This window comes from Pseudomonas flexibilis (assembly GCF_000802425.1).
GTDB lineage: Bacteria > Pseudomonadota > Gammaproteobacteria > Pseudomonadales > Pseudomonadaceae > Serpens > Serpens flexibilis.
Map to the genome: position 1 here is coordinate 1 of NZ_JRUD01000002.1, position 19,986 is coordinate 19,986.

Below are 19,986 nucleotides of genomic sequence, written 5' to 3' on the forward strand. Positions count from 1 at the left end.
GCCTCGAGGATGTGTATATGGGACAGGGCCGGCCAACCCTGGAAGGTGCAATCGCCGCGCATGGAGCACCTGTCGCGGCAGATCGTCGAGGCCGCGCCGCGCCTGCTGATGCCCGTGACGTAGATACCGTCTTGCTCCCTACCGCGCAAGCGCCAGTTTGGGGTCGAAGGGCTGGCCGGATTTGAGTACTCCATAGGCGATGTGCAGCAGCTTGCGCATCGCCGCGCAGACGATCTGTTTGCCGCGCTTGCCACGGCTCCTCAGGCGCTCCGCCAGGGCCTTGATGGCGGGGTTGTGCTGCATGGCCGAGATGGCCGGCATGTACAGCCGGCTACGCAGGAAGCCCGAGCCGAGGCGCGAGATGGGCGTCGGCCCTTGATGCTCCCCCGATTGGTCTGGCCGGGGCGTCAGCCCGGCAAAGGCCGCCACGGCCTTGGCGCTGCGAAACGCCAGCGGATCCCCCAGTTCGCCCAGTAGCAGGGCGGCTGTCTGGTCGCCGAAGCCCTTGATGCTGGTCAGCAGCTCCTTGCGTTGGCGCAGGTCCGGATCGTTGTCGATGTGATCCTCGATGGCCTTCAGGGTGCGGCGGATTTCCTCCTCGATGTGGCGCAGCACGGTGTGGATCGAGTCCTGAATATTCGCGTCGGCGCTCTCCAGGCGATTGCGCTCCATCTGTTCCATCTCGCGCAGGTCCGCCAGACGGCGCACCAGCGCACGCAGGCGCTTCTGGGCCGGCGGTTCAGGTTGCCAGAGTCGCAGCCGCGATTTGGCCAGTTGGTCCTGACCGAAGCCGGCAATCAGCTTGGCATCCGTCTTGTCGGTCTTGCCCCGCGACAGCTGGGTCTTGGCATAGGCGGCAGTCTGCGCCGGATTGACCACGCTGACGCGATAGTCCCGCTCGAACAGGCAGGTGGCCAGCGCCTCGTGGTAAATGCCGGTAGCCTCCATGACGATCCAGGCATCGGGTCCGGCGTGTTTCTCCAGCCATTCACACAACTGGGCAAAGCCGCTGGGATCGTTGGCCAGCTTGCTGCGTGTGCGGTACTTGCCGTTGGGCTGGAGGGTGGCGATATCGAAGGTGTGTTTGGCAACGTCGATGCCCACAACGGCGACCATGTTGAACTCCTGGAATGAAACGATGACAGGATCATCACTGCATCCGGTCCAACCTTGCTTATGCGAGCTCATGCCTGGGCAGGCCCTGGATACCGTTCGGACTTGGCGGATGAGTGTGGAAGGGGGCAGAACTCTCTACGTCGCAGGCTCGAAGCCCTAGGGCGGTCGCGTCTTGCACTCCCTTCCCCCGATGATCAGTCGGGACTACCGCCTCAAAAAGGTCGGTAGTCGAGATACAAGGGCGGTCGGCGCTTTCCCGGCCGCCGCTGCGGTGTCGTGGGCGTTGGGCGCACGCTCGCTTGCAGCCGGCGGCCGGCAACTGGAAACTATGCAGCCATCCGCTGTGAGTCCCTCGATGTCCTCCCTGCCTCCCGCCATCTTCCTCATGGGCCCGACCGCCGCCGGCAAGACCGACCTGGCGCTGGCGCTGGCACGCGCGCTGCCTGTCGAGCTGATCAGCGTTGATTCGGCGCTGGTTTACCGGGGCATGGACATCGGCACCGCCAAGCCGGAGCCGGAGGTGCTCGCCGAGTTTCCGCACCGGCTGATCGATATCCGCGATCCGGTGGAAAGCTACTCGGCCGCCGAGTTTCGCGTCGATGCCTTGCAGGCCATGGCGGACATCACCGCCCGGGGGCGCATTCCGCTGCTGGTCGGCGGCACCATGCTTTATTACAAGACATTGCTGGGTGGCCTTGCCGACATGCCCAGCGCCGACCCTGCGGTGCGCGCCGAGCTCGAGCGTCAGGCTGCCGAACTGGGCCTGGCCGAGCTGCATCGCCAACTGGCCGCCGTCGATCCCGAGTCCGCCGCGCGCATTCATCCCAATGACCCGCAGCGGCTGGTGCGCGCCCTGGAGGTGTACCGCGTCAGCGGTGTGAGCATGAGCGAACACCGCCGTCGACAGGCCCTGGAAAATGCTTCGCAGCCCGGCGCCGGGACGGCAGGTTTGCCGTATACTGTCGCGCAATTTGCGATCGCGCCGGGTCTGCGCTCCGTTCTGCACGAGCGTATCGCCCGGCGTTTCCATCTCATGCTGGAACAGGGTTTCGTCGAAGAAGTCGAACGATTGCGCCAGCGAGGTGACTTGCACGCCGGGCTGCCGTCTATACGAGCGGTGGGCTACCGTCAGGTCTGGGAGTATCTCGAGGGGCAGCTGGATCGCGCCGATATGGTCGAGCGCGGCATCATTGCCACTCGTCAGCTGGCCAAGCGGCAGTACACCTGGTTGCGAGGCTGGCAGGGCCTGCAATGGCTCGACAGCCAGGCTTGCGACAACCTGTCACGCGCCTTGAAATGCCTGGAGTCGGTCTCCATATTGGGCTGATCCGTACTGATGCTGTCTATCCTTCGAGGGGATGCCGAGCCGTTGCAATCCCCCGCTTACGTTCTCATTTCCATTGATAGGAGTTTTGCAATGTCAAAAGGGCACTCGCTACAAGACCCTTACCTCAACACCCTGCGTAAGGAACGCGTACCGGTTTCCATCTATCTGGTCAATGGCATCAAGCTGCAGGGCCAGATCGAGTCCTTCGACCAGTTTGTCATCCTGCTGAAGAACACCGTCAGCCAGATGGTCTACAAGCACGCCATCTCCACCGTAGTGCCGAGCCGCCCGGTCCGTCTGCCGAATGCCGGCGAGTCCGAGACCGCCGAGTCCGGCAACGCCTGATAGGAGTCCATCTTGTTCTTCGAGCGCCCTGGTGGTGGAGAAAGGGCCATTCTGGTGCATCTGGAAGGCCAGGACCCGGAAGCGCGTGAAGACCCGCAGGAGTTCCAGGAGCTGGCCAACTCGGCCGGTGCCGACACGGTGGCATTCGTCAGCGTGTCGCGGCATCAGCCGAGCGCCAAGTTCCTGATCGGCAGCGGCAAGGTCGAGGAGATTCGCGACCTGGTCAAGGCCGAGGACGTCGAGCTGGTCATCTTCAATCACACCCTCACCCCGAGCCAGGAGCGCAACCTGGAGCGGGAGTTCGAGTGCCGGGTGCTGGACCGCACCGGGCTGATTCTCGACATCTTCGCCCAGCGCGCCCGTACCCACGAGGGCAAGCTGCAGGTGGAGCTCGCCCAGCTGGAGCACATGAGCACGCGCCTGGTGCGCGGCTGGACTCACCTGGAGCGCCAGAAGGGCGGTATCGGCCTGCGCGGCCCGGGTGAAACCCAGCTGGAAACCGACCGCCGCCTGTTGCGGGTGCGCATCCGGCAGATCAAGTCCCGTCTGGAGAAGGTGCGCAGCCAGCGCGAGCAGGCGCGGCGCGGCCGTCGCCGCGCGGATATCCCCTCGGTCTCGCTGGTGGGTTATACCAACGCGGGCAAGTCGACCCTGTTCAACGCCCTGACCACCTCCGAGGTGTATGCCGCCAACCAGTTGTTCGCCACGCTGGATCCGACCCTGCGGCGTCTGGAGCTGGACGATCTCGGGCCGGTGATCCTGGCGGACACCGTAGGTTTCATTCGCCACCTGCCGCACAAGCTGGTGGAGGCGTTCCGTGCCACGCTGGAGGAGTCCAGCAACGCCGACCTGTTATTGCACGTGATCGATTCCCATGAACCGGAGCGTGACCAGCAGATCGACCAGGTCCTGCGCGTGCTGGGCGAGATCGGCGCCGACCAGTTGCCCATGCTCGAGGTGTACAACAAGATCGACCTGCTCGAAGGCGTGGAGCCGCAGATCCAGCGTGACGGCGAGGGCAAGCCGCAGCGGGTCTGGCTGTCGGCCCGCGAGGGGAAAGGTCTGGACCTGCTGCGCCAGACCATTGCCGAACTGCTCGGCGAGGATCTGTTCGTCGGTACCCTGTGCCTGCCGCAGCGCCTGGGGCGCCTGCGCGCACAGTTCTTCGAGCTGGGGGCCGTGCAGGAAGAAACCCATGATGAACGGGGGGCCAGCCTGCTGTCGGTGCGCCTGCCGCGCATCGAGCTGAACCGGCTGGTCAGTCGCGAGGGGCTGCAGCCGAGCGAATTCCTGGCGCAACACACTTTGCAATAATGCCCGGGTGGGCAACTTTGCCGCCTCCGTGCGGCATTCGGTAGCATTGAGCGGCGCGCCGCGGGCGCGCCTTCGCTTTATCTGATGGAGAGCGCTATGGCTTGGAACGAGCCGGGTGGCAACTCGAACAACAATGATCAGGATCCCTGGGGCGGCCGCCGTGGCGGCGATCGCAAGGGTCCGCCCGATCTGGACGAGGCCTTCCGCAAGCTGCAGGACAGCCTCAACGGCATGTTCGGCGGCAAGAAATCCTCTGGGGGCGGCGCCGCCGGCGGCCGCAAGGGTGGTGGCTTCGGTCTGATCGCCATTGTCGTCGCCGTGCTGGCGGTGATGTGGCTGTACAGCGCCATCTACGTGGTGGACGAGCAGGAACAGGCGGTGGTGCTGCGCTTCGGCGAGTACTACGAAACCGTCGGTCCGGGCCTGAACATCTATTTCCCGCCGATCGACCGCAAGTTCCAGGAAAACGTCACCCGCGAGCGGGCGTATTCCAAGCAGGGCCAGATGCTCACCGAGGACGAGAATATCGTCGAGGTGCCGCTGACCGTGCAGTACAAGATCTCCAACCTGAAGGACTTCGTGCTCAACGTCGACCAGCCGGAGGTGAGCCTGCAGCATGCCACCGACAGTGCGCTGCGCCATGTGGTCGGTTCGACCGCCATGGACCAGGTGCTGACCGAGGGCCGTGAACAGGTGGCAACCGACACCCGCGAGCGCCTGCAGCGCTTCCTGGACAACTACCGCACCGGCGTCACCGTCACCCAGGTGAACGTGCAGAGCGCCGCCGCGCCCAAGGAAGTGCAGGAAGCCTTCGACGACGTGATCCGTGCCCGTGAAGACGAGCAGCGCGAGAAGAACCAGGCCGAAGCCTATGCCAACGGCGTGATTCCGGAAGCGCGTGGTCAGGCCCAGCGCATCATCGAGGAGGCCAGCGGTTACCGCGATGCCGTCGTGTCCCGCGCCGAAGGTGAGGCCGCACGCTTCAAGCTGCTGCTGGCCGAGTACCGCAAGGCGCCGCAGGTCACTCGCGAACGTCTCTACCTGGAAACCATGCAGGAAATCTACGGCAACACCAGCAAGGTGCTGGTCGCTGGCGACAAGGGGCAGAACAACCTGCTCTACCTGCCGCTGGACAAGATGGTTCAGGGGCGCGCCGCCGCGCCGGGCAACGCGCAATCCGGCGCTGCGACCACGCCGAGCGCCGCCGATACCGCCGCGCGCATCGTGCGGGAGATGGAACAGCGTGATCTGCGTACGAGGGAGAGCCGCTGATGAGCAATAAATCGCTGGCTGCCCTGATTGTCGGGGTGGTGGTGGCGCTGGTCGCCTGGAACAGTTTCTACATCGTTCAGCAGACCGAGAAGGCCGTGCTGCTGCGCTTCGGCAAGGTGGTCGAGGGCGACGTGCAGCCGGGTCTGCATGTGAAGATCCCGCTGGTCGACAAGGTGCGCACCTTCGATGCGCGTCTGCTGACCCTGGATACCGCCACTGCGCGCTTCCTGACCCTGGAAAAGAAAGCGGTGATGGTGGACGCCTTCGCCAAGTGGCGCGTGGCCAATGCCGAGCAGTTCTACACCGCGACCTCGGGCCTCAAGCAGATCGCCGACGAGCGCCTGGCGCGTCGTCTGGAAGCCGGCCTGCGCGACCAGTTCGGTAAGCGCACCCTGCACGAAGTGGTGTCCGGCGAGCGCGATGCGCTGATGGCCGAGATCACCGCCTCCATGGATCGCATGGCGCGTCGTGAGCTGGGTATCGAGGTGCTGGACGTGCGTGTCAAGGCCATCGACCTGCCGCGCGAAGTCAACCGCAGCGTGTTCGAGCGCATGAGCACCGAGCGTGAGCGCGAAGCGCGTGAACACCGTGCCAAGGGTCGCGAGCTGGCCGAAGGTATCCGCGCCGATGCTGATCGTCAGCGCCGCGTACTGCTCGCCGAAGCCTATCGAGAAGCCGAGGAAACCCGTGGTCAGGGCGATGCCCGGGCGGCGGCGATCTATGCCCAGGCCTACTCGCAGGATCCGGAGTTCTACGCGTTCCACCGCAGCCTGCAGGCCATGCGCGACAGCTTCAACGACAAGAGCGACGTGCTGGTGCTTGATCCCAGCAGCGACTTCTTCCGCTACATGCAGAAAAGCAAGCCCTGACGCGGTGCCATCCGGCGAGCCATGCTGCTCGCCGGATGACCCACAGGCAAAAGGTTGTTATCATCCGCCAGCCGGGCCAAACCCGGCTTTTTTACGTCTGCGTGAATAAGCATGTGGCAGGAACTCGGTATTGCCCTGTGTCTGATGCTGGTGCTGGAAGGCATCCTGCCCTTCCTGTTCCCGCAGCGTTGGCGCGCGGCGTTCAGTCAGCTATTGCAGCTGTCCGACCGTCAGCTGCGCTGGATGGGGCTGGTCAGCATGCTGCTGGGCACCGCCCTCCTGTATCTGCTTCGTTAAGGTTTGCCCGGGGAGGCGAAATGGCAACGGTAGATCGCTGGCTGCTGCCAGATGGCATCGAGGAAGTTCTGCCGCCGGAAGCGGCGCGCATCGAAGCAGCCCGCCGCCAGGTGCTCGACCTGTTTCAGCGCTGGGGCTACGAGTTCGTGGTCACCCCGCACATCGAATTCATTGAATCCCTGCTGACCGGCGCCGGCCAGGATCTGGACCTGCGTACCTTCAAGGTCACCGACCCGCAATCCGGTCGGCAGATGGGTTTCCGCGCCGACATCACACCGCAGGTCGCGCGCATGGACGCCCACAGCCTGCGCCGCGAAGGTCCGGTGCGCCTGTGCTACGCCGGCAGCGTGCTGCAGGCCCGTCCGCGCGCGCTGAGCACCTCGCGCAGCCCGATCCAGCTGGGTGCCGAACTCTATGGCGATGCCAGTCCGGCCAGTGATGTCGAAGTCATCAGCCTGATGCTCGACATGCTTGAGCTGGCGGCGGTGCCCAACGTACACATGGACCTGGGCCACGTCGGCATCTATCGCGGTCTGGCCGCTGCCGCCGGGCTGACTGGCGAGGCCGAGCAGCGCCTGTTCGACGCCCTGCAGCGCAAGGCGGTGGACGAGATCGAAACGCTGACCGCAGACCTGCCGGAATCCCTGGCTCGCATGCTGCGCGCCCTCGCCGAGCTGTGTGGCGGGCGAGAAGTGCTCGACCTGGCGCAGGCCTGTCTGGTGGATGCACCGGACGACGTGCACGCGGCGCTCGACGAGCTGGTGGGCATCGCCGATCTGCTGGAGATGCGCTACCCGGAGCTGCCGCTGTACTTCGACCTGGGCGAGCTGCGTGGCTACCACTACCACACCGGAGTGGTGTTCGCGGCCTTCGTGCCGGGCGTGGGCCAGTCGATCGCCCAGGGTGGCCGTTACGACGACATCGGCGCGGTGTTCGGCCGTGCCCGTCCGGCCACCGGCTTCTCCACCGATCTGAAGGCGCTCATTGATCTCGGCACGCGCGAAAGCGTCGCTGCGCCGGCTGGCATCTGGGCGCCCGACAGCCATGATTTCTATCTCTGGCAGGCCGTGCAGCGCCTGCGCAAGGCCGGCGAGCGGGTGGTTCAGGCGCTGCCGGGGCAGGACCTCGACGCGGCGGTCGCGGCCGGTTGCGATCGTCAGTTGCTGATCCGCGATGGCCAGTGGCAGGCCGTGGCGCTGAATTCCTGAGACTTTTTCCGCCGGCCCGTGCCGGCTACCGAGCTTCCGAAGAGGACAAGTGTTATGGGTAAGAACGTCGTCGTCCTGGGCACCCAGTGGGGTGATGAGGGCAAGGGCAAGATCGTCGACCTGCTGACCGACCAGGCCGCCGCAGTGGTGCGCTACCAGGGCGGTCACAACGCCGGCCACACCCTGGTGATTGACGGCGAGAAGACCGTCCTGCACCTGATTCCGTCCGGCATCCTGCGCGAGAACGTGCAGTGCCTGATCGGCAACGGCGTGGTGGTGGCTCCCGACGCCCTGATGCGCGAAATCACCAAGCTGGAAGAGAAAGGCGTGCCGGTGCGCGAGCGCCTGCGCATCAGCCCGTCCTGCACTCTGATCCTGCCGTACCACGTGGCACTGGATCAGGCCCGCGAGGCGGCTCGCGCGGAAGGCAAGATCGGCACCACCGGCCGTGGCATTGGCCCGGCCTACGAGGACAAGGTGGCGCGTCGCGGCCTGCGCATCGCCGACCTGTTCAACCCCGAGCGCTTCGCTGCCAAGCTCAAGGAATTGCTGGAGTACCACAACTTCGTCCTGCAGAACTTCTACAAGGTCGAGCCGGTGGACTTCCAGAAGACCCTCGACGAGGCGCTGGGCTACGCCGACATCCTCAAGCCGATGGTCGCCGACGTCGCCGCGCGCCTGCACGAGCTGCGCAAGGCTGGCGCCTGCATCATGTTCGAGGGCGCCCAGGGCTCGCTGCTGGACATCGACCACGGCACCTACCCCTACGTGACCAGCTCCAGCACCACCGCCGGCGGTACCGCGACCGGTTCCGGCTTCGGCCCGCTGTACCTGGACTACATCCTGGGCATCACCAAGGCCTACACCACCCGCGTCGGCTCTGGTCCGTTCCCCACCGAGCTGTTCGACGAGGTCGGCGCGCGCCTGGCCAGCGTCGGTCACGAATTCGGCTCGACCACGGGCCGTGCCCGTCGTTGCGGCTGGTTCGACGCGGTGATCCTGCGTCGCGCCATCGAGATCAACTCCATCTCCGGCCTGTGCCTGACCAAGCTGGACGTGCTGGACGGCCTGGAAACCGTGAAGCTCTGCGTGGGCTACAAGGATGCCAGCGGCCAACTGCTGGCCGAGGCGCCGACCGAGTCCGACAGCTATGTCGGCCTGCAGCCGGTGTTCGAGGAAATGCCGGGCTGGAGCGAATCCACCGTCGGCGCCCAGCGTCTGGAAGACCTGCCGGCCAACGCCCGCGCGTATATCAAGCGCATCGAGGAACTGGTCGGCGCGCCGATCGACATCATCTCCACCGGCCCGGACCGCAACGAGACCATCGTGCTGCGCCATCCCTACGCCTGATCGCGCCGTTCGCGAAACCAAATCCCCGGTGGAAGCCTGCTTCCACCGGGGTTTTTTTTTGTGGCCGGATTACCAAGGTCGTATCCGGACAATCTATAAATTTATATATAGTTTTTCTGTAAAGAGTGGACGTAACCATGCAGGACACCCCAGCCACCCGTGTCGATGATCTGCGCCGCCATGCCGGAGCAGCCTGCAATCTGCTCAAGGTGCTCGCCAATGAGGACCGACTCCTGCTGCTGTGTCAGCTGAAGGACGGGCCCCATGCGGTCTGCGAGCTGGAAGCGGCGCTGGGCATTCGCCAGCCAACGCTTTCCCAGCAGCTGGCGGTGCTGCGCCAGAATGCGCTGGTGAGCACGGAGCGGGACGGCAAGCACATCCGGTACAGCCTGGCCAACGCCGATGTCGAGCGGATCATGCGCACGTTGTGGGAGATCTATTGCGCTTCGCACCAACAGGAGTAGGGAGCATGAAAAGCGATAACAAGAACAACACCGGGCCCGACGAAGGGCTCCTGAGGGAACCGCTGAGCCGACGGACCTTCATGCAGCTGTCGGCGCTCGGAGCCGGCGCCCTGCTGCTCAAGCCCGGCGCCGCCCAAGCCGCCCCGAAGCTGCGCAGCGCCGCCCGGATCGTCATCGCCGGGGCCGGGGCGGCTGGCCTGGCAACCGCCTCGCGACTGGCCGCACGGCTGGAAGGCGCGACCATCACACTCATCGACGCGCGCAAGGCGCACTACTACCAGCCCGGCTTCACCCTGGTGGCCTCCGGCATCAAGCCGGCCAACTACGTGACTTCGAGCACCGCCGATTATGTGCCGCACGGCGTGGAGTTGATCGAGGAACGCGTCGCGGAGATCGACCCCGAGGGCAACACGGTGGTCACCGCCTCGGGGCGCAGCGTGCCCTACGACTTCCTGGTGGTCGCCACCGGCCTGCAGCTGGACTACGCCGCCATCGAGGGCATGGATGAACGCCTGATCGGCCAGAACGGTCTGGGCAGCATCTACCACAGCCCGGCGGCGGCCGAGGCCACCTGGCGGCAGATGTCCGAGTTCGCCGACAAGGGCGGCGTGGGCGTGTTCCTGCGCCCGGGTACCGAGATGAAATGTGCCGGAGCCCCGCTGAAGTACACCTTCGTCACCGAGGACTACCTGACCCGTCGGGGCAATCGTGGCAAGGCGGAGATCATCTACAACGCCAACAACAAGGCGCTGTTCAGCGTGCCGATCGTTTCGGAGAAGGTACGCATGCTGTTCCAGCAGCGCGACATCAAGGTCAACTACGACCGCGTGCTGCAGTCCATCGACCCGGGCCGGCGCATCGCCACCTTCCGCACCCCGGAGGGCACCACCGAGATGGGTTACGACTTCATCAACGTGGTTCCGCCGATGAAGGCGCCGGACGTGGTGCGCAACAGCCCGCTGCCCTGGCAGCAGGGCGCCTGGGGCAACGAGGGCTGGCTGGAGGTGGACAAGCACACCCTGCGGCATGTGCGCTATCCGAACGTGTTCGGGGTCGGCGACATCGCCGGGGTGCCGAAGGGCAAGACCGCCGCCAGCGTGAAATGGCAGGTGCCGGTGGCCGTCGAGCGCCTGCTGGCCGACATCGCCGGTACCGAATCGACGGCCCGCTACGACGGCTACACCTCCTGCCCGCTGATCACCCGTCTGGGTCGGGCGATGCTCATCGAGTTCGACTACCAGAACAACCTCACTCCTTCGTTCCCGGGGGTGATCGCGCCGCTGGAAGAGCTGTGGACCAGCTGGGTGGTCAAGACCATGGGCCTCAAGCCCACCTACATCAGCATGCTGCGCGGTCACGCCTGAACCGCCGAGGAATCCGTCATGAAAGAACTCGATCCGATGATCCTGCTGGCCGTGTTCCTGGAAATGCTCGGCCCGCTGCTCTGGCTGCTGCTGGCGATGGTGCTGCTCGGCACCGCGGCCTTCGTGGCCCTGCTGGTACGCGAGCGCGGCATCGCGGCCAGCCGGCTGGTGCGCGCTCAGTTGGTAGGTCTGGTTGGTGGTGTGCTGGCGCTGGTGCTGATGGCCACGGTGTCGTCATCCGGTTTCACCGACGCTGCCGGTCCGATCGACTGGATCCTCATCGTGCTGGTCTATGGTCTGGGCATGCTTGGCACCATGGTGCTGGTCTACACCGTAGCCGGCTGGACGCGCCTGCTGCGCCGCCAGGGCGCGGCTGGCTAGCCGGATGCGGCCGTCCAGGTGTCCCAGCCCGGAAGGCAGGTCAATGGACGCCCGGCGATGTCGGGCGTCTCTCTTTCATCCATCCGCGGGAGAATCCCCATGAGCAGCACTCGCTTCGTCGCCACCCTGTTCGATGGCCGTGGCAACCCCAACAAGGTCACCGTCGCCTTCACCATGGCACTCAATGCCCGCATGAAGGGGCACGACACCACCCTGATCCTGATGGCCGAGGCGGTCGAGCTGGGTCAGCCCGGCGCCATCGACCTGGATATCGGCGCGCCCTTCGAACCGGTGGACGCACTGCTTGGGCGTTATCGGGAGCTGGGCGGCAAGATCGCCATCTGCTCGGCGTGCATGCAGCACAACGGCTTCACCGCGCAGGACATGGTGCCCGACTACGCCATCATCACCGCGCCGCAGGTGATCGACCTGCTGATGGAAGCCGGCGGCTCGCTGCAGATCACCTGAGGCGAGAAGCGCCGGCCGGTGGGCGTCGTAGGGTAGACAACGCGCAGCCTTGTCTACCGATGCCACGGCACGCGGCGCTGGTGGGAAATCGCTGCGCAAGTTTCCCACCCTACGGTCCCTACAGCCGTGAGCCTTAACGTGGGGCGGTCCGCGCCGTTCCGGCCGCCGTTTGCCTATTACCCGGGCCCCAGCCTCAGCGCTGGGCGAGGCGGGCGCTGGCCTGCTGGAAGAAGCCTTCATCCAGCAGGCCGGCGAGGGCGGCCAGACGCAGCTCCTGCAGGAACAGCGTGGCGCGTACCTGGGCCAGCTCCAGCTCAGCGGCGGCGGCGGCGTTTTCCGCATCCAGCAGGTCCTGGGTGCTGCGTTCGCCGGTCTTGCGGCCGATGCGGGTCGCCGCCAGGCGCGCCTGGCTGGCTTCGGCGGCGGCGGCCAGCGCCTGCGCCTGTTCGCGGCCGACCGACAGCGCCAGCCAGGCGGCGCGGGTCTGCCGGGCCACCAGCAGGCGGCCGTGGTCTAGCTCGGCCTCGGCTTCGGCCAGGCGGGCACGCGCCTCATCCTGGCGCGCCGAGCGCATGCCGCCGGTATACAGCGGAACCGACACCTGCAGGCCGACCATGCTCTGTTCTGCGCTATAGCTGGCCGAGCCGACCTCGGCATCGCCGGAGAGCTTTTCGCGGCCGTGGCTGGCCACCAGCTCCAGGGTGGGCGACAGCGGCAGCGAGGTCTTGCGCACCTCCTGCTCGGCGCCCTGCTGGCGGGTCTGCGCCAGTTGCAGCTGGGTGTTCTGGCGCGCCGCGCGAGCCAGCCAGTCCTCCAGCGCGCCGATCTGCGCCGGCGTGTCGCTTGGCAGGGTCAGCGGCGAGTCGCCGGGCTGGCGACCGATCAGGTCGGCCAGCGTCTGACGGCGCAGGTCCAGCTCGGTCTGCGCGGCCAGATGCTGGGCGCGCAGGCCGGCGGCCCGCGCGCGGGCCTCGTGCAGGTCGGTGACCGGCAGGCTGCCGACCTTGAAGCGCTCGTCGGCCTCGCGGGCGGTGCGCTCCACCGCCTCGAGCTGGCGTTCCAGCAGTTCGAGGCGACGGGCGGCGAGCGCCAACTGGAAATAGTGCTCGGCGCTGCGCAGCATCAACTGCTGCTGGGCGCCGACCCAGGCCAGCTCGGCCGCGTCGGCCTGGATGCGCAACTGCCGGCCCTGGGCCGAGCGTTCGCGGTCGTACAGCGGCTGGCGCAGCACCACGCCGTAGTGGCTGCGCGTGCCGCTGTCGATCTGCGTGTCGAAGGCCGCATCGTTGTAAGTGCCCAGGGTGGACTGGGAAAAGACTGCCCCGCGTGTCTGGTTGTCCAGCGAGGCGGCAGCCACCCCGCCCTGCAGCATCAGGTTCGGGCGCCACAGGGCGCCGGCCTGATCCTGGCTGGCCAGGCCGGCGGCATGCGCGGCGCGGGCGGCGGCGAACTCGGGGTCATGCTGGCTGGCGGCGCGCCAGACCTCGAACAGGTCCAGGGCCTGGGCGGCTGGCGAGACCAGCGCCGCGCAGCTCAGCAGCAGGACGGACAGACGGGGCAGTTGCATGGCGATGTTCCTTGACGTTTTCGTTGGCCTCAGCAGCCGGACTGCACGCCGACCTTGCGCAGGACGATTTCCAGCGGGCACCAGCGGGTGAACGCGCTCTGCAGCATGTTCACGCCGACGAAGGCGGTCAGCCACAGCCAGTTGCTGCTGTGGAACAGGGGGCTCTGGGCCACGCCCAGGGCCAGCGAGGCGAGGATTACCACGCCGGCGAACATGCGAACGATTTGCCATGAGGTCATGGGTCAGACTCCTTGTGCGGGTTGGTTGGCTTCGCCGCTACGGTGGTAGGCGGCGAAGTAGAGCAGCGGGATCACCACCAGGGTGAGCACCGTGGAAACCAGGATGCCGAAGATCAGCGCGATGGCCAGGCCATTGAAGATCGGGTCGTCGAGGATGAAGAAGGCGCCGAGCATGGCCGCCAGGGCGGTCAGCAGGATCGGCTGGGCGCGGGTGATGGCCGAGCGCACCACCGCCTCGGGCAGCGGCACGCCGGCGGCCTGCTGCAGGTGGATGAAGTCCACCAGCAGAATGGAGTTGCGCACGATGATGCCGGCCAGGGCGATCATGCCGATCATGCTGGTGGCGGTGAACTGCGCGCCGAGCAGGGCATGGCCGGGCATCACGCCGATGATGGTCAGCGGGATCGGCGCCATGATGATCAGCGGCGTCAGGTAGGAACCGAACTGCGCCACCACCAGCAGGTAGATGAGGATCAGGCCGACCGCATAGGCAGCGCCCATGTCACGGAAGGTCTCGTAGGTGATCTGCCATTCGCCGTCCCACTTCAGGCTGTAGCCGCGCCACGGGTCGGACGGTTGGCTGATGAAGTACTCCTCCAGCTGGCCGCCGCCAGGCAGCCGCAGGTCCTGGAGTTCGCCGCGCATGCTGAACATGCCGTAGAGCGGGCTGTCCACGCGCCCGGCCATGTCGCCGGTGACGTAGTGCACCGGCAGCAGGTCCTTGTGGTAGATCGGCTGCTCGCGCAGGCTGTCGCTGAGGGTCACCAGTTCGCGGATCGGCACCAGCTGGCCGGCCGCGCCACGCACCGTCAGCTGCAGCAGGGCGTCCAGCGAACCGTGCTGCTCGGCGGGCAGCTGCAGCACGGCCGGCACCGGATACTTGCTGGCGTCGTGCAGGTAGGTGGCGGCTTCGCCGGCCAGGCCGGCGCGCAGGGTAGCGACGATGTCGCGCTGCGCCACGCCGAGCAGCGCGGCCTTGCGGCGGTCGACCAGCAGCAGGGTGCGCGGCGCGTCGGCGATCGCGGTGTCATCCACGTCCACCACGTAGTCGGTGCGCTCGAACAGCGCGCGCACCTCTGCGGCCACCTGGCGGCGACCCTCGGCGTCCGGGCCGTAGATTTCCGCGACGATGGGCGACAGCACCGGCGGGCCGGGCGGCACTTCCACCACCTTGAGGTTGGCGCTATGGCGTTTGGCGATGGCCTGCAGGTCCGGACGCAGACGCGTGGCAATCGCGTGGCTCTGCTCGTCGCGGGCGCCCTTGGCCACCAGGTTGACCAGCATGTCGCCGACTTCGCCGCCGCTGCGCAGGTCGTACTGACGCACCAGGCCGTTGAAGTTGATCGGCGCGGCGGTGCCGGCGTAGGCCTGGTAGTCCAGCACCTCGGGCTGTTCGGCCAGGTAGGCGCCCAGCTCGCGCAGCACGGCGGCGGTGCCTTCCAGCGGCGTGCCAGCCGGCATGTCGACCACCACCTGCAGCTCGGACTTGTTGTCGAACGGCAGCATCTTCAGCACCACCAGGCCGGCGGCGGGCAACGCCAGGGAGATGGCGATCAGCAGGCCCACGCCGGCGCCGAGCAGCGCGCGGTTGCGCCGGCCGCGGCGTTCATCCAGCAGCGGGCGGAAGATGCCTTCGAAGAACGGCGTCAGCTTGCCGGACAGCCCGCCGTCATGGGCGTGGGCGGCTGTGGGCTTCATCCACAGGCGCGCCAGCCAGGGCGTGACGGTGAAGGCGATGGCCAGCGACAGCAGCATGCCCATGCTGGCGTTGATCGGGATCGGGCTCATGTACGGGCCCATCAGGCCGCTGACGAAGGCCATCGGCAGCAGCGCGGCGATCACCGTCAGGGTGGCCAGGATGGTCGGCCCCCCGACTTCGTCCACCGCGCCGGGAATCAGCTCGCGCAGCGTCTTGCCCGGGTGCAGCGCCTGGTGACGGTGGATGTTCTCCACCACCACGATGGCGTCGTCGACCAGGATGCCGATGGAGAAGATCAGCGCAAACAGCGACACCCGGTTGAGGGTGAAGCCCCAGGCCCAGGAAGCGAACAGGGTGACGGTCAGGGTGAGGATCACCGCGCTGCCGACGATCAGCGCCTCGCGGCGGCCCAGGGCGAGGAACACCAGCACCACCACCGACAGGGTGGCGAACAGCAGCTTCTGGATCAGCTGGCGGGCTTTCTCGTCGGCGGTGGCGCCGTAGTTGCGGGTTTCCGCCAGCTCGACACTGTCCGGGATCAGGCTGTTGCGCAGCTCGGCGACCCGCGCCAGCACGGCGGAAGAAACGTCGATGGCGTTCTCGCCGGGTTTCTTGGTCACGCTCAGGGTGATCGCCGGGAACTCGCCCGCGCCGCCGGGCGCGCTGCTCGGCAGGCCATGCCAGACGTACTGGCTGGGCGGCAGGGCGCCGTCCTCGACGCGCGCCACATCCTTGAGCTGCACCGGCTTGCCGTCGCGCACGCCGACCAGCAGCTCGCCCACCTCGGTGGCGTTTTCCAGGAAGCCACCGGCCTCCAGCTGCAGGCTGCGGTTGCCGCCCAGCAGCTCGCCCACCGGCAGGCCGGCGTTGGCCGACTGCAGCGCCATGCGCAGGTCTCCCACGGTCACCCCGGCCGCGGCCATGCGCGCCGGGTCCAGCTCGACGCGCACCGCGCGGCCGGGGCCGCCGTGGCTGCGCACTTCGCGGGTGCCGGGCACGCGCTTGAGTTCGGCTTCCAGGCTGTGGGCGACGTGCTGCAGGTCCAGCGCGCCGGTGGCGGCATCGCGGCTGTACAGGGTCAGGGCGACGATCGGCACGTCATCGATGCCCTTGGGCTTGATCAGCGGTTCGCCGACGCCCAGTTCGCGGGGCAGCCAGTCCGTGTTGGCGCGCAGCGTGTCGTGCAGGCGCACCAGTGCCTCGGTACGCGGCACGCCGACCTCGAACTGCACGGTGACCATGGCCATGCCGGGACGCGACACCGACATCACGTGTTCCACGTCGGCGATCTGCGCCAGTACCTGCTCGGCCGGCACCGCGACCATCTGCTCCACGTCGCGCACGCTGGCGCCCGGGAAGGGGATGATCACGTTGGCCATGGTGACGTTGATCTGCGGTTCTTCCTCGCGCGGCGTGACCAGTACGGCGAACAGCCCGGCGAGCAGGGCGACCAGCGCCAGCAGCGGGGTGATCTGCGCGGTCTGGAAATAGGCGGCGATGCGTCCGGAGACGCCCATGCGGGGAGTCATGTCCATGTCCTCACTTCAGTTGGCCGGCGGCGAGGGGATCGAGCGCCACCCGTTCGCCGGCGACGAGGCCGCTGAGCACTTCGACCTGGTCGCCCTGCTGCGGGCCCAGGCGCACCTGGCGCAGGCGCGGGCGCTGCTGGGCGTCCAGCACGTAGACGGCGGTCAGTTCGGCGCGGCGCAACACGGCTGTGCGGGGGATGTACAGACGGTCGCTTTCCCCGGTGAGGTTCAGGCGCGCGCGGGCGAAGGTGCCGGGCAGCACGCGCAGTTCGGCGGGCAGCTCCAGGCGCAGTTCCACGGTATGGGTGGTCGGATCGACGCTGGGCAGCCACTGCAAGCGGCGCGGCGTCACCGGGGTGTCCAGGCCGGCCAGTTCCAGGCGGGCCGACAGCTCTGCCGGTGCGCTGGCGGCGACCGCCTGCGGCACCTGCACGCTGACCCGCAGCGCGGTGGGATCGTACAGCGTCAGCAGCGGGCGGCCGGGCATGGCCATGTCGCCGAGGCTAACCGGAATGGCCGAGACCACGCCGTCGTAGGGTGCGCGCAGTACATAGAAGTCGGACTGGGTGCGTGAGGCCTCGGCGGCGGCGCGCAGCGCGGCGGCTTCGGCGCGCGCGGCCTTGTGGCGGGCCTCGGCGCGGTCGAAGGCGGCCTGGCTGATGTAGTCCGCCTCCAGCAGCTGGCGCTGGCGGGCCAGTTCGCGCTCGGCCTCCTGCTCGACCGCCTGGGCGGCACGCACCTGGGCGGCGCTGGCGCTGGCGGTCTGCTCGGCGGCGCGGGCGTCCAGGCGCAACAGCACCTGTCCGGCACGTACCGAATCGCCGACCTGTACGGTGATCTCCTGCACGGCGCCGGCCACCTGGGCAGTCAACAGCGTCTGGCGTACAGCCTCGACGACACCTTCGTGGTGGCTGGCGCCGAGCTGGGCGCCCCGCTGCACGGTGGCGCTGCGCAGTTCCTGGGGTTGGGCGAAGGCCGTGCTGCCGAGCAGCAGGCTGGCGGCGAGAAGGATGCGCAAGCCGGCGGTAGACATGAAAGGGCTCCGTTGCCTGATCGGGAATGGCGGGCATTATTTGCGTGATTGGTTAATTAGTCAATTAACTGCTTGCGCAAGCATGCGTGCGCGCGGGGGATGGCGTATCATTCGCGGCGTGCAATGTCTTGCGGTGATCAGTATGGAAAACCTTACTCCCGAAGCGATGGAGCAGGTGGCGGCCTATTTCCGTGCGCTGTCCGAGCCCACGCGGCTGGCGATTCTCAATCTGCTGCGTGAGGGCGAGCGCAACGTGGGCGAACTGGCTCAGCTGTGCAGCTGTTCCCCGGCCAACGTGTCTCGCCACCTGTCGCTGCTGAGCCAGCACGGGCTGGTGCGGCGGGAAGGGCGGGGTACGGCGGTGTACTACCGGATCGCCGATGACAGCGTGTACGCGCTGTGCGATCTGGTGTGCGGCAACATCGCGCGGCGCTATCAGCGCAGCCAGCCGTTCCCCGGCGTCTGACGCCAATGAAAAAGGCCGCTCAGGGAGCGGCCTCGGGTCTTCGTGCAGGGCTCAGGTGCGGAAGCGCGACAGCTGGCCGTGCAGATCCTGCATGCTGGTACGGATCTCTTCGCTGCTGTGCACCACGCGCTCGGCGTCACGGTGGGTCTGCAGCGCCAGCTCGGTGAGCTGGTTCACCCGCCGGTCGATGTCCTGAACCACCTGGCTCTGTTGCTCCACGGCTGAGGCGATCTGCAGGCTGCTGCCATTGATCGCCTGCACGTCCTGAAGCATCGCCTGGAAGATGTTCCGTGCCTGCTCAATCTGCGCCACGTTCTCGGTGGCCTGCTCGGCGTTGTGGCGCAGGCTGTCCAGCGAACGCCGGGCGCGGCCCTGCAGGCGTTCGATGATCTGGCCGATCTCGCCGGTGGACTGCTGGGTCCGGCTGGCCAGGGTACGCACCTCGTCGGCCACCACGGCGAAACCGCGTCCGGCCTCGCCGGCGCGTGCCGCCTCGATGGCCGCGTTGAGCGCGAGCAGGTTGGTCTGCTCGGCGATGCCGGTGATTACCTCCAGTACCTTGCCGACCGCCTGGGTCTCGTTCTCCAGTTCGCGCATGTGCTCGCCGGTGCGTTGCAGCTCCTGGCTCAGCGTGCCGAGCAGCTCGGCGCTGCGCTGCACCGCGGCGCGGCCGCTCTGGCCGTTGCGCTCGGTGCTTTGCGCCGACTGGGCGGCGGACTGGGTGTGGCGAGCGACCTCGGCGAGGCTGGCGGTCAACTCGGTGAGGGCGGTGGCGGCCTGGTCCAGCTGCTGGTGCTGGCGGGCCATGTTCTGCTCGGAGGCCTGGATGGCGCGTAGCGTCTCGCCCAGGTGCTCGCGCGACTGCAGACTGCCGCGCTTGGCCTGGTCGAGCAGCTCGCGCACCTGTTCGACCATGCGGTTGAAGACCACCGCGATGCGGCCAAATTCGTCGTGTTTCCAGCGGGCATGCATGCGCTGGGTGAAATCGCCATCGGCCACCTGGGCCAGGGCCTGTTCCAGCTGGCGCAGGGCGCCCATCAAGGGGTGCATGCCGAACTGATTGCCGGCCATGACCAGGATGAGAATGGCTGCCACGCAGAAGAAGGCGATCTCCAACTGGGTGCGCTGAGTGCTGTCGGCCAGGCGGGTCATCATCACCACGGCATCGTTCATGTGCTTGATCAGCGCGACGGAGTTCTGCTGCAGCAACGCCATGTCCAGCGTGCCGTTGGGCTGGACGGTGAGCAGTTGCTGGCGCAAGCGCTGCCAATGCTCGCCCACGGTGCGCATCTGCGCCTGGATGGACGCATCGTCGAAGCGGCTGATGTTGCGCTCCGGATTGCCATTGAGCAGGTCCTGATGGGAGCGCTCGAACTGCGCCATGGTGCCTTCCATCAGCGAGCGCTCGATGACGCCGCTGTGCAGCAGCAGCGCTTCCTTGGTCATCTTCTGGCTGAGCATGCGCTGGGCGCCGGCGACGTTGATGGTTTCGGCGGAAACCGACAGGCTCAGGTAGAGCGCCACGCAGCTGAGCAGCGCGAGCAGGAACATCAGCAGATAGGAGAACAGGAACTGGTGGGCCAGCGTCTTCAGGCCCAGGCGGTGCAGCAGGGAGTCGATGAAGAATTTCATGGGATATCCAGACAAGGCAGGTGCGACGGCGCGTTGCGCCATCATT

General features: G+C 67.1%; 19 protein-coding genes. 13 read left to right on the forward strand and 6 right to left on the reverse strand.

Annotated elements, in window-relative coordinates:
• Positions 1-138 precede the first annotated feature (138 nt).
• Positions 139-1,116, reverse strand: a complete 978-nt coding sequence (locus SF06_RS00615) for an IS110 family RNA-guided transposase (protein WP_039559331.1) — start codon at positions 1,114-1,116, stop codon at positions 139-141.
• Between the two features lie 355 nt (positions 1,117-1,471).
• Between SF06_RS00615 and miaA the strand changes: the two genes are divergently transcribed.
• The 12 genes from miaA (at position 1,472) to SF06_RS00675 (ending at position 11,775) form a co-directional block, all read left to right on the forward strand.
• Entirely contained in the window at positions 1,472-2,443 is a 972-nt protein-coding gene (miaA, locus tag SF06_RS00620; protein ID WP_027591742.1) for a tRNA (adenosine(37)-N6)-dimethylallyltransferase MiaA, read from the forward strand.
• Between the two features lie 90 nt (positions 2,444-2,533).
• Positions 2,534-2,788 (forward strand): RNA chaperone Hfq, encoded by a 255-nt coding sequence (hfq, locus tag SF06_RS00625; RefSeq protein ID WP_027591741.1) that lies wholly within the window; start codon positions 2,534-2,536, stop codon positions 2,786-2,788.
• A 12-nt stretch (positions 2,789-2,800) separates the two neighbouring features.
• Entirely contained in the window at positions 2,801-4,102 is a 1,302-nt protein-coding gene (hflX, locus tag SF06_RS00630) for a ribosome rescue GTPase HflX (protein ID WP_039559333.1), read from the forward strand.
• Positions 4,103-4,198: 96 nt separating this feature from the next.
• Entirely contained in the window at positions 4,199-5,374 is a 1,176-nt protein-coding gene (gene hflK / locus SF06_RS00635) for an FtsH protease activity modulator HflK (RefSeq protein ID WP_039559336.1), read from the forward strand.
• Positions 5,374-6,243 carry a protease modulator HflC gene (hflC, locus tag SF06_RS00640; protein WP_027591738.1) on the forward strand — a complete coding sequence of 290 codons (870 nt, stop codon included), beginning with the start codon at positions 5,374-5,376 and terminating at the stop codon, positions 6,241-6,243. The genes hflK and hflC overlap by 1 nt, the downstream gene beginning before the upstream one ends.
• Before the next feature lie 111 nt (positions 6,244-6,354).
• Complete coding sequence (locus SF06_RS00645; RefSeq protein ID WP_027591737.1) at positions 6,355-6,540, forward strand: DUF2065 domain-containing protein; 186 nt, start codon at positions 6,355-6,357, stop codon at positions 6,538-6,540.
• Positions 6,541-6,560: 20 nt separating this feature from the next.
• On the forward strand, positions 6,561-7,748 hold the full coding sequence (locus SF06_RS00650) for an ATP phosphoribosyltransferase regulatory subunit (RefSeq protein ID WP_039559339.1): 1,188 nt from the start codon (positions 6,561-6,563) through the stop codon (positions 7,746-7,748).
• 54 nt (positions 7,749-7,802) lie between these two features.
• Positions 7,803-9,098 carry an adenylosuccinate synthase gene (locus SF06_RS00655; RefSeq protein ID WP_027591735.1) on the forward strand — a complete coding sequence of 432 codons (1,296 nt, stop codon included), beginning with the start codon at positions 7,803-7,805 and terminating at the stop codon, positions 9,096-9,098.
• Between the two features lie 137 nt (positions 9,099-9,235).
• Positions 9,236-9,562, forward strand: coding sequence for an ArsR/SmtB family transcription factor (locus tag SF06_RS00660; protein ID WP_039559342.1), 327 nt, complete (start codon positions 9,236-9,238; stop codon positions 9,560-9,562).
• Positions 9,563-9,567: 5 nt separating this feature from the next.
• Positions 9,568-10,926 (forward strand): NAD(P)/FAD-dependent oxidoreductase, encoded by a 1,359-nt coding sequence (locus SF06_RS00665; protein ID WP_052199668.1) that lies wholly within the window; start codon positions 9,568-9,570, stop codon positions 10,924-10,926.
• An 18-nt stretch (positions 10,927-10,944) separates the two neighbouring features.
• Positions 10,945-11,307, forward strand: a complete 363-nt coding sequence (locus tag SF06_RS00670; RefSeq protein ID WP_027591732.1) for a DUF5368 domain-containing protein — start codon at positions 10,945-10,947, stop codon at positions 11,305-11,307.
• A gap of 99 nt (positions 11,308-11,406) precedes the next feature.
• Positions 11,407-11,775 carry a DsrE family protein gene (locus SF06_RS00675; RefSeq protein ID WP_039559344.1) on the forward strand — a complete coding sequence of 123 codons (369 nt, stop codon included), beginning with the start codon at positions 11,407-11,409 and terminating at the stop codon, positions 11,773-11,775.
• A gap of 193 nt (positions 11,776-11,968) precedes the next feature.
• Here the strand turns inward: SF06_RS00675 and SF06_RS00680 are convergent, their stop codons facing one another.
• The 4 genes from SF06_RS00680 to SF06_RS00695 are packed head-to-tail and all read right to left on the reverse strand — an operon-like array spanning position 11,969 to position 17,842.
• On the reverse strand, positions 11,969-13,342 hold the full coding sequence (locus SF06_RS00680) for a TolC family outer membrane protein (RefSeq protein WP_039559346.1): 1,374 nt from the start codon (positions 13,340-13,342) through the stop codon (positions 11,969-11,971).
• A 29-nt stretch (positions 13,343-13,371) separates the two neighbouring features.
• Positions 13,372-13,581 carry a YgaP family membrane protein gene (locus tag SF06_RS00685; RefSeq protein ID WP_039559349.1) on the reverse strand — a complete coding sequence of 70 codons (210 nt, stop codon included), beginning with the start codon at positions 13,579-13,581 and terminating at the stop codon, positions 13,372-13,374.
• 3 nt (positions 13,582-13,584) lie between these two features.
• Positions 13,585-16,815, reverse strand: a complete 3,231-nt coding sequence (locus tag SF06_RS00690; RefSeq protein WP_211253765.1) for an efflux RND transporter permease subunit — start codon at positions 16,813-16,815, stop codon at positions 13,585-13,587.
• Between the two features lie 4 nt (positions 16,816-16,819).
• Positions 16,820-17,842 carry an efflux RND transporter periplasmic adaptor subunit gene (locus tag SF06_RS00695; RefSeq protein ID WP_039559351.1) on the reverse strand — a complete coding sequence of 341 codons (1,023 nt, stop codon included), beginning with the start codon at positions 17,840-17,842 and terminating at the stop codon, positions 16,820-16,822.
• 142 nt (positions 17,843-17,984) lie between these two features.
• On the opposite strand from SF06_RS00695, the gene SF06_RS00700 reads away from it, so the two are divergent.
• Complete coding sequence (locus tag SF06_RS00700) at positions 17,985-18,308, forward strand: ArsR/SmtB family transcription factor (RefSeq protein WP_027591729.1); 324 nt, start codon at positions 17,985-17,987, stop codon at positions 18,306-18,308.
• 51 nt (positions 18,309-18,359) lie between these two features.
• Here the strand turns inward: SF06_RS00700 and SF06_RS00705 are convergent, their stop codons facing one another.
• Entirely contained in the window at positions 18,360-19,940 is a 1,581-nt protein-coding gene (locus SF06_RS00705) for a methyl-accepting chemotaxis protein (RefSeq protein WP_039559353.1), read from the reverse strand.
• Positions 19,941-19,986 lie beyond the last annotated feature (46 nt).

Bases quoted from the DNA above. Each gene is read 5' to 3' on its own strand.
- SF06_RS00700 (WP_027591729.1), top strand. From the start codon at position 17,985: ATGGAAAACCTTACTCCCGAAGCGATGGAGCAGGTGGCGGCCTATTTC.
- SF06_RS00665 (WP_052199668.1), top strand. From the start codon at position 9,568: ATGAAAAGCGATAACAAGAACAACACCGGGCCCGACGAAGGGCTCCTG.
- SF06_RS00670 (WP_027591732.1), top strand. From the start codon at position 10,945: ATGAAAGAACTCGATCCGATGATCCTGCTGGCCGTGTTCCTGGAAATG.
- SF06_RS00645 (WP_027591737.1), top strand. From the start codon at position 6,355: ATGTGGCAGGAACTCGGTATTGCCCTGTGTCTGATGCTGGTGCTGGAA.
- SF06_RS00660 (WP_039559342.1), top strand. From the start codon at position 9,236: ATGCAGGACACCCCAGCCACCCGTGTCGATGATCTGCGCCGCCATGCC.
- SF06_RS00695 (WP_039559351.1), bottom strand. From the start codon at position 17,842: ATGTCTACCGCCGGCTTGCGCATCCTTCTCGCCGCCAGCCTGCTGCTC.
- hflC (WP_027591738.1), top strand. From the start codon at position 5,374: ATGAGCAATAAATCGCTGGCTGCCCTGATTGTCGGGGTGGTGGTGGCG.
- SF06_RS00655 (WP_027591735.1), top strand. From the start codon at position 7,803: ATGGGTAAGAACGTCGTCGTCCTGGGCACCCAGTGGGGTGATGAGGGC.
- SF06_RS00690 (WP_211253765.1), bottom strand. From the start codon at position 16,815: ATGGACATGACTCCCCGCATGGGCGTCTCCGGACGCATCGCCGCCTAT.
- miaA (WP_027591742.1), top strand. From the start codon at position 1,472: ATGTCCTCCCTGCCTCCCGCCATCTTCCTCATGGGCCCGACCGCCGCC.
- SF06_RS00615 (WP_039559331.1), bottom strand. From the start codon at position 1,116: ATGGTCGCCGTTGTGGGCATCGACGTTGCCAAACACACCTTCGATATC.
- SF06_RS00675 (WP_039559344.1), top strand. From the start codon at position 11,407: ATGAGCAGCACTCGCTTCGTCGCCACCCTGTTCGATGGCCGTGGCAAC.
- SF06_RS00705 (WP_039559353.1), bottom strand. From the start codon at position 19,940: ATGAAATTCTTCATCGACTCCCTGCTGCACCGCCTGGGCCTGAAGACG.
- hflK (WP_039559336.1), top strand. From the start codon at position 4,199: ATGGCTTGGAACGAGCCGGGTGGCAACTCGAACAACAATGATCAGGAT.
- hfq (WP_027591741.1), top strand. From the start codon at position 2,534: ATGTCAAAAGGGCACTCGCTACAAGACCCTTACCTCAACACCCTGCGT.
- SF06_RS00680 (WP_039559346.1), bottom strand. From the start codon at position 13,342: ATGCAACTGCCCCGTCTGTCCGTCCTGCTGCTGAGCTGCGCGGCGCTG.
- SF06_RS00650 (WP_039559339.1), top strand. From the start codon at position 6,561: ATGGCAACGGTAGATCGCTGGCTGCTGCCAGATGGCATCGAGGAAGTT.
- SF06_RS00685 (WP_039559349.1), bottom strand. From the start codon at position 13,581: ATGACCTCATGGCAAATCGTTCGCATGTTCGCCGGCGTGGTAATCCTC.